The sequence below is a fragment of the Flavobacterium cerinum genome (genome assembly GCF_004028155.1).
Lineage (GTDB): Bacteria > Bacteroidota > Bacteroidia > Flavobacteriales > Flavobacteriaceae > Flavobacterium > Flavobacterium cerinum.
Map to the genome: position 1 here is coordinate 555,350 of NZ_SBII01000001.1, position 16,522 is coordinate 571,871.

Consider the following 16,522-nt stretch of genomic DNA (forward strand, 5'->3'; position numbering starts at 1 on the left):
ATGTAGTTTCTTTGGTATAATAATTGAAGATAACTTGTATCATCTTAATAACTACTATGAAAATATTTTATCTTTTTATTCTCCTGATCTTTTCTAATTTATTTTATGCACAGGGAGTGACTAATCTTAATCACGAAAACACAGACATAAAAAATTATTTCACAACTATTTCTTATAGCGAAGTAAAAGGTAAGATAATAATGCAGGCAGAACTTAATGGTAAAACGTATAATTTTATTTTTGATACCGGAGCTCCAACTGCAATTTCTCAGCGAATAGCTGAGGAACTAAATCTCGATGCTATAGGGAACGTAGAAATGAGAGATCAAAGCGCTATACTGGATTCTGTCAAAGTAGTGAATATAGAAAAGCTTAAATTAGGGGATGTTACTTTTAAAAATACACCGGCTATAATAATTAAAGACTTGCAGTTGTTTGGCTGTTTTAATATAGATGGATTTATTGGCAGTAATATTTTGGGCAATTCGGTTTTACAAATATCATCAAAAAATAAAACGCTTACTATAACAGATAAACCGGGGAAATTAAATCTGAAAAAAAAGAATTCTATAGAAATGACCACTAATCCTATTCAAAATACTCCCTATATTAAGGCGTATTATTTAAACGGGGATTTAAGTGCAAATGAAAATATATTGGTTGATACAGGAATGGAAGGTTTTTATGATCTTAGTGTTCACGCATATTTATATTTGGCTAAAGAGAAAATAGATGTATTTAAAACACTTCACAAAGCGAAAGGATCATATTCGGCCGGCTTTCATGGAGTGGCAGAAGATAGTGATAGTTATAAGGTTTTTATGCCTCAATTACTAATAGGAAAAACTAATTTTACTAATGTAACTGTTGATACAACTACAGACAACACTTCAAGAATAGGTAGTGCTGTACTTGATTATGGTTTAATGACACTCGATTTTATAAATAAACGTTTTTATTTTGAGCCTTTTGAAAAAAGTGAAACAATCGATGTAAAAGTGAAAACATGGCCCATATCATTAAGTATGAACGGCGAAAAAATTATTGTTGGTATTGTATGGGATGATAAATTATCGGGTATTTTAAAACCAGGCGATGAGGTGCTTAAATTTGGAAAAAATAATTATAAGGAAATGAGTTTTTGTGAAAAAGTACTTACTCAAGCAGAGACATTAAACGATACAGAAACCATAAGGGTTAAAGATGTTACTTCCGGAGAGATTAAAGAATATCGATTAAATAAAAGTTAAGAGATTATATATGCTCTTTTTTGTTAGGTAGTAACTTCATGACGAGAATGATGCCGCATAAAACACCTGCAATTGAATTAGCGAGGATTATTGGGATATCATTTCTTATTATACCATATGCAACCCATAATGCCATACCAATAAACAGCATTGCATAAGTGAGTGCAGAAATGCTTTTTGTTGATGAGGTTTTTATAACTTTTATGGCTTGTGGAATATTCGCTGTCGTAGTAAAAAAAGCAGCAACTAAGCCAAGTATCTGGATATAGTTCATATTTGCGGGTTAGATCTTTAAATTTAGTGACATTAAAAATGACATATTAAAAATTAACGATTGATTAACGTCGCTTTATTATTATAAGAAAGCAGTAAAAAATAAGGGACTCCATGGAGTCCCTTATTTTTTATGTACAGTTGTTTTACACAAAACCATGCTTGTCCGGATGATTATCCGTTATGGTAATGTTTCTTCCATCCCTAAGCGGTGTTCGTTTGTTAACTAAGTGCGATTCATGATGATGATAACTTGATGTATTTACCATTTTAGGGAAAGAGGCAAGCTCGTCGGGATTAACGACTGCCGGGTCTTCATATGGAAACGAAAAATCGCCATATGTGTAATTCATTTCGTGTCTTGGGTCTCCACCCAGATCTCCCAGATCCTGGCGGTCCATTGTGTAATTTGCCATAATCGTTTGATTTATAATGACTAAAGTTACAAATTATTTTGACTACGGCGTTGTTTTATATGTTAAATTATTTTGATAAAAAAATATTTTTACATAATTGAATGTGGATTTTATTTTAAAAGAGTAATAATTTTGAATTTTTATTATTCCGGGCTATCGTCTGTTCGGGTTATGTTTCGTCCTTCTCTAAGAGGAGTTCTCTTGTTTACCAAGTGACTTTTTCGTTCATATTCTACCTCTTTAATATCAGCTATTTTTGATCCTTTAGGAAAGGATGCTAATTCCTCGGGATTAACAATTGCCGGATCCTCATATGGAAGAGAAGTATCAGGGATTACTTTTTTAACGATATTCTCTTTTTTGTCAGGATTGTTTTGGTCATTCACATTGTCATTCATAACATTTGTTTTTTGATATTATAATTTTAATAATACAAGGAGAATTCAGAGTATTAGATCTCTTTGTCTGCAGCTTCAATATTTATGTGCGATTCCGCAATATAAGATAAGGCTAGATCGGCCACTTTTTCTTCTTCAAGCGTTTCTTCAAGCAGTATTACAACATCTTCTTCACGCAGGGCAATAGCATAGGCTCTCATAGTACCATAACAAGCAATCTCATAGTGCTTTATTTTTTGTAAAATGGCTATAATTGCTGCATCCCTAACAACTCCCTGTCTAATTAAGACAGCGACATCTTCTGCCTCCATTATAAAGCAGGAAACAGCTTCATTAATAAGAGCTTCAGCCTCTATTCCAATAGCTGTAAATATCGTGTCAAGTCTGGAAAGGTGATTAATAGTATCAATTCTGTGTTTTTCAAGTACTATAACCAAATCTTTAGAAGTTGCATTTACTAAAGTATCGCTTAACATAGGTATCATGACACCTTCAGCCCAATAGAGTTCCCTGAGCTGTTTTTCGAATAGGCCTCTTAATTCGCGCGCCTGGTCAATATTTTCTTTTGCTATGTTTTGAAGCATGATACTGTTTTTTTGTTATCAGGAAAAAAAAGCCGGTTTTAAACTGGCTGATTTTTAGGGGTTAAGTGTTTGTTATTTATAAAGTTACCACGGGGTTATCCTAAGAATATTACAATTAACGTTTCGTTAACAGTGATTATTTATGTGTAATTGGTCGTAAAAATTTAACATTTTAACGTTTTTTGTTTTATTTGTGTAATTTTACGATTTTAGATAGTATGTTTGTTCGCGAAAATAATACACTGTTTAATTTTGAAAGACAACTTTTAAATTGATCTGTGTGTATAATATAGAGTTTTAATGATCCTGTTGAGGTTTGCGAGGCAGGAGATAAAGTAAATTTTGGTTCTTGACCTTTATGCAAATTAATAGTGTATGTACCTGCCCAGTATGTATTTCGTATTAATAGATAGTCCGTACTTTTATAAGTGTCGGTTTTATTTGAAGTCCTTTCAAATTGAAAAAATCTATTGTGCCTGTTGCTTTGCGTTGGTTTTAGTTACCAGTTTTTCAAATATTTTTGATTTTTTAATAGTAGGGAAACCGCTGGCTTTTGCTGGCGGTTTTTTTGTTTTATAGCCAGGGATGTAAAAAGTATCCTAAAAGAGATGGCTCATAAACAAATGGTTTATACTTTTACAAAAACACAGTTTATGAAAAGCTTCTATATCATATCATCCCTATTTGCAGTTACCCTTTTATCATGCAGCGGCAGTGCGCAGCAATTAAAAGAATTGGGCAGCACAGACCTTAAAGAAATATCTGGGTTGGAATACCTGCCGCAATCAAAGTCGTTATGGGCTCTTGAGGATAGTGGTAATGAGAACAAATTGTATAAAATAACTGATAACGGAAAATCAGAAGCCGAGGTTACTATAACAAATGTTGTAAACACAGATTGGGAAGAGCTGACATCTGATACTGAAGGTAATTTATATATTGGCGATTTTGGCAATAATGACAATGCCAGAAAAGATCTTGGCATTTATAAAATAGACAAATCACAGCTTGCAGGTGAGACTGCAGCAGCTTCGTCTAAAATTACTTTTTCTTATCCTGAACAAACTGAATTTCCTCCAAAAAAATCAAAGCGTATATTCGACTGTGAAGCTTTTTTTGAGCATAAAGGCAATTTTTACCTGTTCACTAAAAACAGAAGTACCGGTTTTAATGGAAGTTTTAATATTTATAAAGTACCTAACAAAGAAGGCGATCATAAAGCAGTATTACTAGGCTCTTTAACAACCTGTTCGACCTACAAGAAATGTGCGGTGACTGCTGCCGATATCAGCCCTGATGGTACTAAAGCAGTATTGCTTACCGGAGATAAGGTTTTTGTTATTACAAATTTTGCTAACGATAATTTTGCTTCCGGTAAAATGGAAATGTATGAACTGGGGCATGCTTCCCAAAAAGAAGGACTTTGCTTTAAAGATAACGACACTTTGCTTATCGCAGATGAAAAAGATAAGAAAACAGGCGGTAAACTTTATGAAGTAAAATTATCTGATCTAAAAACCAAACTGTAAACCAAACGCCACACGACCACCATCGGCAGCATGAAAATAAGATAGCCTGGCGGTAACGGTGTCTGCGCCATTAAGCCATACTGCACCACCGGCACTGTTGTGCCATTTTCTGGAATTATCGTTGTCAACCCATACACGCCCATAATCAAAACCACCCAGTATTCCATACTTCATTGGGATAATGCTGCTTTTCCAGTTGCCTAGTGTAAGCCTTACGTCGGTACTATGATAAAACGATTGTTTACCTGTAAAACGTTCGCGTCTGTAGCCTCTTAGATCAGTGTCGCCACCTAAGGTTGCCGCCTGATAAAATTCAAAATTGTCATTGAATAATACTTTTCCTTTTACGGTTGTGGCTAATACAAGAGCATTATCTGATGTTAATTTGTGTACTATGTTGAGTGAACTTTCCAAATGTGGGAAATTGCGTTCCAGCTCGTCCAGGCTTGTCTTCCAACCTGCTAAAAGGTTAAATGCTAAACCAAGGGTAGGCAGGGAAGCACTGTCGAAATTAGTAAAGCTATAGCGTGCGTTTACTCCTCCAAACTGGCGGTGTTCAAAAAGATTAGAGTCTATAACTCCGGGTTGGTTTACTAATCTTCCTGTAGTACCGTCTACTTCGATAGTTTCAAAAGGGAGCTGGAATTCTATTGTACTGCCGTGCCTGCCTTCTTTAAAGAAAGAGGGAGTAACCCTAAATACCTGAAGTTTTACCCTGTTATAATCCATGCCCAGGTTATCATCATCGTTTTTGGTCTCATTTCCATACCCAAAATAATTGATGCTAAAGTTAGGACTGGTGTACCATACATCCAAAGCAAAATTCCATTTGCTGGCAAGGTTCATAAATTTTCCGTTATAGCCCAATTCAAAGCCATCGGTCGCAAAAAAGTAATTGGCTTTTAGGCTGTGTTTTCTGGAGAAAGGTCTTCTGTTAAAGTTGTTTACTGTGTAGTTTACCAGTGTACCTACTTTTACACCGTCATCAGGATTGTAACCTGCCATTGGATAGCCTGCCCAAACATTGTATTCGGGTTTTTTATAGTCGTAACTGTTGGTTTCATAATCATTGGTCAGTACCAGATTGGTTCTACTGTCAGTCTTGTATGTGTTTTCTTTACTCTTAAAATCGTATATATTAACCTTCCTGCCATTTTCAACAGTATAATTGTCGTGGTTCTGTCCGCCCAATAAGCGTAAGAAAATAGGATTGTGCGGTTTTCCTTTTACTTCGAAAGTATCATTATCATCAAGTCCATAAATCCAAATTTCTTTGGTTTCCTTACGGTTGTAAACTTTACTGTGGGAAAGAACTTCGGCACCGTCTTTTTTACTGCTGTACATTAGTACTTCGGTAGCACCGTTAGGCAGTCTGGTAATGATAAAACGTTCTTTCCTGTCGGTGCCGGCAATCAGAACGGTTTTAAGTAAAACAGCACGGTATTCCAGTGCATATTTTTCAAGATGTATTTTTCGCTTCTTTAAATTCGCTTTAATTTCATCAATTGTACTGTCCTGTACTTCTTTAGGTAAACCAAGAAAAGCTTTGTCTATAGCTTCATCAGTAAGGCTTTCTCTTAGTTTTTGTGCTTCTTCCAGCCATACGCTTTCGTCAGATCGGGTTATCAAAGCAAGATCTTGATCGTAAGGCTCTCTATTGAACCATTTTACATTAGGAATATCATCTTTAAAGGTTTGCATATGACGCAATGCCGGTATATTCATAAGGATAGACAGCAGTGTACCATCGTACATAGAGAATGCCTGATCGCGATCACGGGGAATAGGTCGGTAAATTACTTTGTCTTTTTCGTCAAATCGCGACCAGCGCCACTGGTCGCTGTGCCTGTCCCAGTCGCCTACAAGCATATCAAATAAACGGGCTTTTATATAAGCTCTTTCATCAATGGTATATTTTACATCCTTTTGCAGGTTGTTTAAAACATCATCGGTACTTTCTATAAGATCCGGTTTTCCAAAGCTTGCAAGGTCTTTAAATTCATCTATAGGACGTTCTTCTACCATGTAGAGTTCATCGCCATATTCTGAATTGTATTCTTTTAGCGTGTTTTGTTTCGGAATATAATATAGTTCAGGATTCGTGTGGTAGATGCCTGCAGCCTCAGCAAGATCATCCAGAACAAAAGGTGTGTAAGGGTGAGAAGTAGTGTAGAAGTCCAGCAGGAAATCTTCTGCGTAAGTGTTCTCGAAAGAATTACCTACATAACGATCTTTAAATGCAACCGACTGCAGGAAACGTGTAGCGCTTTTTTTAAGGCCGCGCATTACATATTCTTTTCCGTCTTTATCTATAATTCGCAGGGATTTAGACTGATGTCCGCCACCGGCTCTACCGGGAGTAAGTCCGCCATGAAGTGTGTCCAGTGATACTGTTTTTACCTCGATAGGCATACTGTAATATTTTCGGTAATGTTTGCCAAAAAGGAAATTATGCACACCACTTTTTTTAGTCATTTCAGGCGTGTACACTGAAGCTTTTACCGTAGCCGGAAATGTATCCGGGTATGGAGCTAATACCGATTCATATTTCTCCAGCATTTTGGTTTCAAAAAGCTTTTCTTCTTTACTGTCTTTTACAGAAAAGTAAGCAATCTTAGCGCTGCCATCATTGTAAATGTCAAGTATGGCATAACCGGTGCCTCCATAAGAAAAGTCTTTTGAGTTTACGGCTCTGGCAGCTTCTTCTTTAGAGCCTGCGCCACTAATTATCTGGTGGATATTGTCTTTGTTTATGTACTGTAAGTTATGGTCGTGCCCGGAAACTACAATAACATTGCTCTTGTCCTGAATTAATGTTTTTATTCTGTTTACCATGCTTCGGTAGACCTTATTCTGAAGATCCTGCGGGCTGGCGCCAGTTGTAGATCTCAGTATATTTATTACCGATCCTATTACAGGTAATGGAATATCAGATTCCAATGGGAATAATTGTTTTCTTGCCGAAAACTGCCCCCCATGTGTACCGTTGCTTAGCAGCGGGTGGTGTATGGCTAATAAAACGGTTTTGCCTTGTGCTTTGTTAAGAACACTTTCCAATTCTTCAAAAAAAGCGTCACGGGTTTTTATCGTACAGTCATCGTTAATGGTAGGGTATAGGTCCCAGTCTTCTAAGAACCATTCGCTGTCTATAGCAATAAGAACGATGTTGTCGTTTATCTTAATGTCATTAATACCACAGCCTTTACCTGGTAGGAAAGCCTTTTTATCTTTCAGCTGTTCTTTAATAAAAGCCTCTTCTTCCTGAAGACCTTTTAATCCGAAATACCAGTCGTGGTTACCTGGAATAAAGATCGTTTTACCTTCAAAACTTTTGGCAAGTGCCATCTGGCTGTTTAAAGAAGCTTCAGCTTCGTCTCTGTCTTTGCCTGCATCTTTTGGAGGCATGCCTAACGGATAAATATTATCGCCCAAATAAAGCAGCGATGTATTTTTTCCTGCCGCTTTTAGCTTGTCGTTAACGATAGAAAGCAACTGCTGCGATCTTTCGGAAGTAGCATATCCGGCATCGCCTATAAGGAAGAAACGGTGTTGAGGAGTTTGAGCCGGTGTATCTGTGGCTGTCTGGAGAGGTGAGGTTCTTTTTCCATACTGTGGCTGGTGTGTTGCGCAGGAGTAGGATAAGAATGCAATAAAAAGAGAAATCGTAAGTTTTATATGTACCTTTACAATTATGTTACGCCAAAAGAATTTCATAATTTGGGTGTATTAAATTCCAGCATATGAATATTGTTCAAAAAGCCGAAAGTTATGTTTTTGGTTTATTCAAAGATAAACTATCTCCGGATTATATCTACCACAATTTTAACCATACTTTACGTGTAGTTAATAGTGTCCGGATTATCGCCGAAGCAGAAGGCTTAAACGAAGAAGATATTGAAGTTTTGGTTTTGGCTGCATGGTTTCATGATTTAGGTTACATTGAAGGGCCTGTAAATCACGAAGTACGCAGTGGCCAGATGGCAATTGAATTCCTTACCGAAAATGGCTATCCGGAAGAAAAAGCAGATCGTGTCGCTTTGCTGATAAAAGCAACAAAATTGGAAATTGATCCGCATACGCGTGATGAAATGATATTGCGTGATGCCGATTGTTCTCATTTTGCAGATACTCATTACTGCCAACTGTCTGAACTATTACGTGAAGAATGGAAAGTTACACAGCATAAAGAGTTTACCGATTTGGAGTGGGCACTCATCAATAGGAATGTACTGATGAACAAACACCGCTTTTTTTCAAACTATGGAAAAGAAAAGCTTCAGCCGCTTAAAGAAACTAATATAGCGGTACTCCAGTCTGCCATATGTGTGCTTCAGGATGAAAAAGGTAAAGCACCTAAGGAGAAAAAAGAAAAAAAGAACAAGGATAAAGACAAATCAGAAAGGCCGGAAAGAGGTATAGATACTGTGTTTCGTGTTACCTTAAACAACCATACCCGCCTAAGTGAAATTGCCGATAGTAAGGCAAATATCCTGTTGTCTGTGAATGCGATTATCATTTCAATAGCACTTACCACACTTATACCAAAACTTGATAATCCTAGTAATGCGCATTTGATAACGCCCACGCTTATATTGATGATTTCGAGTATGATCACTATCATATTTGCTATACGTTCTACACAGCCCAAAGTAACGAGTGGTGTGTTTACGCGTAAGGATATCGAAGATCGTAAGGTGAATCTGCTGTTTTTTGGTAATTTTCATAAAATGCCTCTTGAAGAATATGATTGGGCAATGAATGAAATGATGAAAGACAGGGATTATATTTACGGAACCATGATAAAAGATCTTTACTTTTTAGGACTTGTTCTTAATAGAAAATACAAACTGCTTAGAGCTACTTATATTGTTTTTACAGTAGGTATCATCGTGTCTGTAATGGCATTTGTTTATGCTTTCATAAATGTGATATAAATGGGTTACTCAAACTACAAAAGGCTGCCATTGGCAGCCTTTTGTAGTTATTGTTGAGGCATAAAATTTTACAGTGAACAGATTAATTCTTTTCAACTGTATCAATATAATAATGAAGCATGTCTGTAATTCTGTTGGACCAATACAGGTGAAGTAAATAAATGAAGTATTCATTTTCTGCGCTTTCTTCATTTAAACTGGAGTACTCCTTAACGATATTACTCCTAATTGAAATTAAATCTTTAACAGTATGCTTTAACAGTATATTCATTTTGTTTTTAAAATTAGCATCCTTATTCTTTGCAAATTTTCTTTCAATTGATCTTTCTAACGAATCAGCTAATATATTTACCAATGAGTCAGTTTTAGAGCATTTTTCAACGAGATAAACGTTTAAATCACCTTGGTTGCAATTTTTACATTCATTATTGATCTGATTTTCTAAAGCTTCTAAAGCATTATATTGAGAAAATAAATTATTACCGCAGAATAGGTTTAAAAGCAGAATTAAATAAAATATTTTTTTAAAATTTATCACACTATAAATTTTACTATTTATGTGACAACTCTTTTAAAAGATCGTCGTAGCTCAAGGTTTCCGTAGGTTTTTCTTCACTGTTGTAAAGAACACCTACACGCAAAGCTTTAAGTCCGGTTACACCCTGCAGGTCTTCTACTTCAAAAGTTTCAATTTCGTCGCCCAGCATGTTGTTGTGCTGCATGTATTGAATATACCTTCTGTACTCAGCTTCTTCCTGTTTTTGGGAGTACACTATGGTTATCTTGCCTTTCTCGGTAATGCGATCTGTAGTGCCTTTTATGTTCGATTTATCAATTCGTTTTTTTACGACTTCATAACGTGCATTGTAAGTGCCATCTACATCAAAACGTTTCTCGTCCATCCTAAAACGAATGGAAATAGGTGAACTGAAAACCAAGATAAGCGAGGTAACATCCAGGTCATAAGGTAATGACGGACGCAGTCTGTAATATTCGTTTTCCATCTCGCACATCGCCTGTAATTGCCATAATCTAAGGTTGTTCAGGTAAATAGGACTATAACTGTGTTTTGGAGAAATAGAAGCACCTATGTAAAGGTTGTGCTCTACACCATCGGTTTTAAAACGCTCGTAGTAATGCGGGAAAAATGCCTGCGCTTCTACTTGTTTCTGGTCGAGTACCGCAGCCATCTGCTTATTGATCATTGAAAGCGTTTCGTCAAAGTTCTTACGGCTTTCGTAAACCATTTTTATTTTAGAGTCGAGTGAATTAAAATAGGCTGCGATCCTGTCATGCACTTCGGTATTTGATGTGTCAAAATGTTTTAATACCGGATGTATTTCGTTTGTAATGTACATTTGTACAATGCCTTCGGTATCTGCTTTAAGCGGACTCTTAAGTTCGACTTCCATTTTTTCCAGCTCATATATGTGCTGTTCTATAAGAGGGAGTTTGTCCTGCTTGTAGATGAACTTAAATACTGATAGCAGCTTTTCTATCTGCAGGATAAGGTCTTTCTCTATAGATTCATTTCTGGCAGTAGAGGAGCCTTTAATATCAATTTGCCCGTATAACGGATAAACTTCTTTGAATACAATTTCTTTATAGGCCAGTTCTTCTTTGCCTCTTGCGTGGATATGTTTTAATGCCTCTTCTTTAAATTTCCAATACACGCTGTGGTGTATGGCGGTATACTCGTTTTGTATTATGGCATCAATTTCATTTTGAAGCTCAGAATAATAACGTTCTATAGTATCTGTAATAAAAGGCAGTATGTAATCAAGCTTGTTGGCGTTAATGCTATTAAGTTCTTTAGGCCTGGACGATACCAGTTCTATAAAGCCTAAGAGTTTATCATTTTTTACTATAGGGGTAAGGATGCAGCTCCTTATATTTTGCGATAATAAATGCTGGGCAAAGCCTGCTTTTTCAGGATGCTTTTTAATGTAAGCTTCAACATCCGATATTACAAAATACTTTTTGTCTTCCAGCAGTTTTTCTAAGGAACCATCTTTAAAAACAGCATTGCAGCTCATTTCTGCACAGTCTTTCAGGATATGACTTTTAATATCGCTGTCAAAAGGCGCAAGTTTAAATTGATTGTCCTCAAGGTTTACTTCGGTAAAGCCAATGTGTAGGTCGGATATTTTATAGATGGACCTGAATACACCTTCAAAATTAGCTTCGGCGACTTCTTTAAATTCCTCGGTAACCAGTAGATTGGTTTTGAGGTTAGAAATTGCAATTTCGGTAGTAGCATCAAATAATGAAATAATGCCAAAACCTCTCACTTCCCAACTTTCCTGCGGAAATTTTTCTTTCCACATTGCAAGGTTGTCATAATTATCCATAAGAAGATTGATGTCTTCATCTGTAATTGGAATGGCTTTTTCGGTAGGGATAATTTCAAGAAAATCGGCATTGTATAAAATGCGGTAATGCTTCATGATCCCTTCATTATCAGGGATGTCATAAAATAGTGGCTTGCTAAAGTCAAAATTGCGGCCATAATAGCCGTTTAGAATTAGGCAGCAGCAAAAAATATAAAATTCATGATCTTCAAAATCACGTATGGTAATGCCAAAATCTTCACCTGCATTTTCAAGAATAGCATCAAAACGTTCAGTACGGTTAAATGTAAAATTGAAAAACGGGATAGCAGCAGCTTTTATTTCGTTTTTACTAAGCGCCGTAGGAAAAAGGTCTGCAAGTAAGTTTTTTATAAGTTTTTCATGCTTTTCCAGTTCCGAAAAATCGGCAATTCCTTCACGCAGTTCAGGAAAAGGTTCGGCATGTTTTAATAGCGCCTTGGCATAATTTGATCGGTAATCTACATCAGATTCAGCAATTTCTTCCAGTGTTTCCAATACTTTATGAAAGGAAATGCGGGCAATAAGGGGAGTGCTGTTATCTTGTTCAGAGTCCATTTTCATACAATACAAAATATACAACGAAGGTACAAAATTTTAAGATTCCAAGCTTTTTTAAAAAAGTATTGTTTTGTGATAAAACTAACTGCAAATAATAGGTTTAACACGCGCTATCATTGCAATCTTTATATTTTATACTTACTTTGCAGTATTAGCTTTATTTATGAATCAGCCTATAGCCATCAATTTTCCTGACAATATTAAACTTACTATAAAAAGGGAAGATCTTTTACATCCTCACATATCCGGTAATAAGTTCAGAAAATTAAAATACAATATCCTTGAGGCACAAAAGCAGGGGCGCAGTGCTATACTTACTTTTGGAGGTGCTTTTTCCAATCATATTGCTGCTACGGCAGCTGCGGGTAAGGAATATGGTTTTGCAACGACAGGAGTAATACGAGGGGAGGAACTTGTTGATAAAATAGGTGATAACCCGACACTTAGCTTTGCGCGTGATTGTGGTATGGTGCTTAAATTTGTATCCAGGGATGTATATAGAAATAAAACGGAAGCGGTATTTATTGAAAATCTGAAGGCGGAATTTGGTGATTTTTACCTTGTACCCGAAGGCGGAACAAATGCGCTTGCAGTAAAAGGCTGTGAAGAGATACTAACGCCGGAAGATGCTGTTTTTACTCATGTTGCATGTGCGGTAGGAACAGGGGGGACTATATCCGGAATTATAAAATCGGCTAAGCTGCATCAAAGAGTACTGGGATTTCCGGCCTTAAAGGGTGCTGGATTGTTAGATGATATTTGTAAATTTGCCCCAGAGAGTAATTGGGAACTGGTTGAAGACTATCATTTTGGAGGGTATGGCAAAGTGAACGAGGAACTTGTGCTTTTTATAAATGATTTTTTAGATAAAACAGGTATTCCTTTAGACCCTGTGTATACGGGAAAGCTATTTTTTGGCGTTATAGATTTAATATATAAAGGCTATTTTCCTCAAGGTTCTGATATTTTACTCATTCACACTGGTGGATTGCAGGGGATAGCAGGAATGAACAGGGAATTATTAAGAAAGAAACTACCCATAATTAAAATAAGAGATAATGTTTAAAAAAATTCTAGCTTTAGCTTTATTGAGCTTTTTGGTGAGCTGCGGGTCATCTAAGTCCCGCGTAAAGACATCGAAGAACAGTACGGTAAAAACCAGGACAACAAGAACTACAAAACCGTCGATCAGGACAACGATTGACAGTAAAACATCTACCGCTTCGAATACAAATAAAGATTCAGAGACATTGCAGTCTACTTCTAAAACTGTTGTGTATGCAGAGGTGGTAAAAGCCTATGTATTGGATTTTAAAGAAACAGCAAAAGAGAATATGAGACGCCATGGTATTCCGGCGAGTATAACACTGGCTCAGGGTATATTAGAGTCGGGTGCAGGCAGGGGGACATTGTGTGTTAATGCAAACAATCACTTTGGGATTAAATGCCATGCCGGATGGACGGGTGAAAGTGTTTTTCATGATGACGATTCTGAACAGGAATGTTTTAGAAAATATAATGATCCTGCCGAATCATACAATGATCATTCGTTATTCTTAACTACAAGATCAAGATATGCTGCGCTGTTTAAATTGGAAAAAGGCGATTATGAAGCCTGGGCACGCGGACTTAAAGCGGCTGGTTATGCAACCGATCCAAAATACCCTGAAAAATTAATAGGACTTATCGAGAAGTATGACTTGGCGAGTTATGATGCCGAGGTGCTTAAGAAGCCTTACAGTCCGGTTCCTAAAGTGGAAAAAACACAACAGACTAAAATTGAAAAAACACCTCAGATTGCTGAAGTAACACCAACTAAAACTTTTGGAACTTACAAAGTAGAGCAGGGTGATACTTTATATTCCATTTCAAAGAAACACAATCTTACCGTAGACCAGTTAATGCAGTTAAACGGCATGTCCAGCAATGCAATTTCTATTGGGCAGGTATTAAAAGTAAAATAATTATGTTATATCAACGAAGCAGCCAACTGTGTGCTGAAGCAGAACAGGTAATTCCTGGCGGCGTAAATTCTCCTGTACGCGCATTTAAATCCGTAGGAGGAACTCCAATTTTTGTAAAAGAAGCTAAAGGAGCCTATTTGTATGACGAAGACGGCAACAAGCTTATAGATTATATTAATTCATGGGGGCCAATGATCTTAGGTCATGCCTATGATCCCGTAGTAAATGCTGTTATTGAAAGGGCGAAAAAAGGAACATCTTTTGGGATGCCTACAGCCTTAGAAACTGAAATTGCAAAACTGGCGGTTTCTATGGTTCCGAATATTGACAAAATTCGTTTTGTAAATTCGGGTACCGAGGCTTGTATGAGTGCAATTCGCCTTGCCAGAGGATATACGAACAGAGATAAGATAATAAAATTTGCAGGTTGTTACCACGGTCACTCTGATTCTTTTCTTATTCAGGCAGGAAGCGGAGCAGTAACGTTTGGATCGCCAAACAGTCCCGGTGTAACAAAGGGTACTGCAAAAGATACATTACTTGCAAAATACAACGACTTGCAAAACGTAGCGTCTTTGTTTGAAGCAAACCCTAATGAAATTGCAGCTATTATCATAGAGCCAGTTGCAGGCAATATGGGCTGTATTCCTCCTTCAGACGGTTTTTTAGAAGGTTTAAGGCAATTATGCGACGCTAACGGCACGTTGCTTATATTTGATGAGGTAATGACTGGATTTCGTCTTGCAAAAGGCGGTGCACAGGAGCTTTTCGGTATTAAAGCCGATATTGTAGCTTTTGGTAAAGTTATTGGTGGCGGACTTCCGGTTGGTGCTTTTGCTGCGCGCAATGAAATTATGAATTATTTGGCACCTCTTGGTCCCGTTTATCAGGCAGGAACATTATCCGGGAACCCGTTAGCTATGGCTGCGGGTCTGGAAATGCTTAAGGCGCTTAATAACGACGCTAATGTATTTAAAAGGCTGGATGAAAAAACGGCCTATCTTGAAAAAGGAATACGTGAAAAACTTGAAGCTGCTGGTGTTGTTTATACTATAAACAGAACCGGATCGATGATATCGGTGCATTTTGATGCCAGCCCTGTAACTGATTTCCAATCGGCTTCAAATGGAGATAACGATACCTTTAAAAAGTTCTTCCATGGTTTGCTTAAAGAGGGGATTTACATAGCGCCTTCGGCTTATGAAACCTGGTTTATTACAGATGCACTGACCTATGATGATCTTGATGCGACAATAACCGCAGTAGAAAAAGTTGCTGCCACATTATAAATAAAAAAACTCCCGTGAATAACGGGAGTTTTTTGTATATTATTGTCTGGTCTTATTGTTTAGTAAGAACATTCATTAATTGAGTATTACCTTCAATTTTAGCGAATAGATCGTCACCTAAAATTGAATTTATTTTACCTTTTATATTCTCAGCAAGGATAACTTTACGCTCTTCACTAATGTTTTGAGCATAAATCTGGTGCTTGTATTCAAACAATGATTTAAGCGCTACTTCTTGTTGTGAGGTTAGCTTAACATAGTTAGATAATGTAGCAATGTCTTTTAAAGCAGCCTCACTGAAATTAGCTTTTTGTTCAGCATTTGCTTTATTTGTAGCAGCAACCTGAGTAGACGGAGTAGCTTTTTTTTGCTGTGCATTGGCGTTAACTCCAAATGCAAGCATAATAACAAAAACAGCGATTATTTTCTTCATAATAAAACAGTTATTGGTGTTAGTATTTACGTTTAATTATGTCAAATCTAATTAATTTATGATGTAACTCAAAACTTTAACAGAAAAAAATCAACTTCTATTGTTTTTTTTGAGTTCGCCTATCTTTTTTTTTGTTATATGATATTGTCTTTCGCTGATTTTGTCAAGCTTCTCGATTTGTTCTTTTGTAAGGATTTTTTTCATCTCTTCTTTCATCTCAATTTTTTTGTCCAGCGCATTATTTTTTATTGCAAATCGTTCATCGGCAGTTAGCTCTTTTTTTGCTTTATTTTCCGATTTCAATTTTTCTATTACCTGCTGTCTTTCCGTTTCTTTACTTAACAGCAACACTTTCATTTCTTTTTGCTGTTTATTGGTAAGATCGAGTGCTAATGTTAGTTTTTTAACCCTTAATTCTACCCTTTGTTCAGGGGTTAACGCTTCTTTATGTTCTTTTTTGGTTTGTGCATGCACCGTTATTCCTATCATTATAACTACTGCTAAAATCCACGTTTTCATAAT

The 16,522-nt window shown here is 36.6% G+C and carries 15 protein-coding genes; 6 read left to right on the plus strand and 9 right to left on the minus strand.

The window, feature by feature from the left end:
- Positions 1 to 56 precede the first annotated feature (56 nt).
- A complete protein-coding gene (locus EPI11_RS02565; RefSeq protein WP_128388387.1) occupies positions 57 to 1,250 on the plus strand; it encodes a retropepsin-like aspartic protease in 1,194 nt (397 codons plus the stop codon).
- A 4-nt stretch (positions 1,251 to 1,254) separates the two neighbouring features.
- Here the strand turns inward: EPI11_RS02565 and EPI11_RS02570 are convergent, their stop codons facing one another.
- The 4 genes from EPI11_RS02570 to EPI11_RS02585 all read right to left on the minus strand — a co-directional run bounded on the left by EPI11_RS02570 (position 1,255) and on the right by EPI11_RS02585 (position 2,921).
- Positions 1,255 to 1,524 carry a SemiSWEET family sugar transporter gene (locus EPI11_RS02570; RefSeq protein WP_241657564.1) on the minus strand — a complete coding sequence of 90 codons (270 nt, stop codon included), beginning with the start codon at positions 1,522 to 1,524 and terminating at the stop codon, positions 1,255 to 1,257.
- A 145-nt stretch (positions 1,525 to 1,669) separates the two neighbouring features.
- Positions 1,670 to 1,939 (minus strand): hypothetical protein, encoded by a 270-nt coding sequence (locus EPI11_RS02575; RefSeq protein WP_128388388.1) that lies wholly within the window; start codon positions 1,937 to 1,939, stop codon positions 1,670 to 1,672.
- 143 nt (positions 1,940 to 2,082) lie between these two features.
- Positions 2,083 to 2,337: a hypothetical protein gene (locus tag EPI11_RS02580; RefSeq protein ID WP_128388389.1), complete on the minus strand. Its 255-nt coding sequence runs from the start codon at positions 2,335 to 2,337 to the stop codon at positions 2,083 to 2,085.
- Between the two features lie 53 nt (positions 2,338 to 2,390).
- Positions 2,391 to 2,921, minus strand: coding sequence for a YciE/YciF ferroxidase family protein (locus EPI11_RS02585; protein WP_128388390.1), 531 nt, complete (start codon positions 2,919 to 2,921; stop codon positions 2,391 to 2,393).
- Positions 2,922 to 3,574: 653 nt separating this feature from the next.
- Between EPI11_RS02585 and EPI11_RS02590 the strand changes: the two genes are divergently transcribed.
- The gene (locus EPI11_RS02590) at positions 3,575 to 4,450 is read left to right on the plus strand and encodes an esterase-like activity of phytase family protein (protein ID WP_128388391.1); all 876 of its coding nucleotides are present in this window, start codon (positions 3,575 to 3,577) and stop codon (positions 4,448 to 4,450) included.
- Here EPI11_RS02590 and EPI11_RS02595 read toward each other — a convergent pair.
- Positions 4,433 to 8,164: a metallophosphoesterase gene (locus EPI11_RS02595; protein ID WP_128388392.1), complete on the minus strand. Its 3,732-nt coding sequence runs from the start codon at positions 8,162 to 8,164 to the stop codon at positions 4,433 to 4,435. The two genes, EPI11_RS02590 and EPI11_RS02595, sit on opposite strands and share 18 nt — an antisense overlap.
- A 26-nt stretch (positions 8,165 to 8,190) precedes the next feature.
- Between EPI11_RS02595 and EPI11_RS02600 the strand changes: the two genes are divergently transcribed.
- A complete protein-coding gene (locus EPI11_RS02600) occupies positions 8,191 to 9,384 on the plus strand; it encodes a Pycsar system effector family protein (RefSeq protein ID WP_128388393.1) in 1,194 nt (397 codons plus the stop codon).
- An 82-nt stretch (positions 9,385 to 9,466) separates the two neighbouring features.
- Here EPI11_RS02600 and EPI11_RS02605 read toward each other — a convergent pair whose 3' ends face one another.
- Complete coding sequence (locus EPI11_RS02605) at positions 9,467 to 9,922, minus strand: hypothetical protein (RefSeq protein WP_128388394.1); 456 nt, start codon at positions 9,920 to 9,922, stop codon at positions 9,467 to 9,469.
- A 13-nt stretch (positions 9,923 to 9,935) separates the two neighbouring features.
- Complete coding sequence (locus EPI11_RS02610; protein ID WP_241657565.1) at positions 9,936 to 12,317, minus strand: GAF domain-containing protein; 2,382 nt, start codon at positions 12,315 to 12,317, stop codon at positions 9,936 to 9,938.
- Positions 12,318 to 12,477: 160 nt separating this feature from the next.
- Here EPI11_RS02610 and EPI11_RS02615 point away from each other — a divergent pair, with 160 nt between their 5' ends.
- From EPI11_RS02615 to hemL, 3 genes are read left to right on the plus strand one after another with little or no spacing between them, the layout of a single operon-like run.
- Positions 12,478 to 13,380, plus strand: coding sequence for a 1-aminocyclopropane-1-carboxylate deaminase/D-cysteine desulfhydrase (locus EPI11_RS02615; RefSeq protein ID WP_128388395.1), 903 nt, complete (start codon positions 12,478 to 12,480; stop codon positions 13,378 to 13,380).
- A complete protein-coding gene (locus EPI11_RS02620) occupies positions 13,373 to 14,278 on the plus strand; it encodes a glucosaminidase domain-containing protein (RefSeq protein ID WP_128388396.1) in 906 nt (301 codons plus the stop codon). The genes EPI11_RS02615 and EPI11_RS02620 overlap by 8 nt, the downstream gene beginning before the upstream one ends.
- A 2-nt stretch (positions 14,279 to 14,280) precedes the next feature.
- Positions 14,281 to 15,567 carry a glutamate-1-semialdehyde 2,1-aminomutase gene (hemL, locus tag EPI11_RS02625; protein WP_128388397.1) on the plus strand — a complete coding sequence of 429 codons (1,287 nt, stop codon included), beginning with the start codon at positions 14,281 to 14,283 and terminating at the stop codon, positions 15,565 to 15,567.
- A gap of 52 nt (positions 15,568 to 15,619) precedes the next feature.
- On the opposite strand, the gene EPI11_RS02630 is transcribed toward hemL, so the two are convergent.
- Both EPI11_RS02630 and EPI11_RS02635 read right to left on the minus strand, forming a co-directional pair.
- Positions 15,620 to 16,000 (minus strand): hypothetical protein, encoded by a 381-nt coding sequence (locus EPI11_RS02630; protein WP_128388398.1) that lies wholly within the window; start codon positions 15,998 to 16,000, stop codon positions 15,620 to 15,622.
- A 90-nt stretch (positions 16,001 to 16,090) separates the two neighbouring features.
- On the minus strand, positions 16,091 to 16,519 hold the full coding sequence (locus EPI11_RS02635; RefSeq protein ID WP_128388399.1) for a hypothetical protein: 429 nt from the start codon (positions 16,517 to 16,519) through the stop codon (positions 16,091 to 16,093).
- Between the last annotated feature and the right edge of the window lie 3 nt (positions 16,520 to 16,522).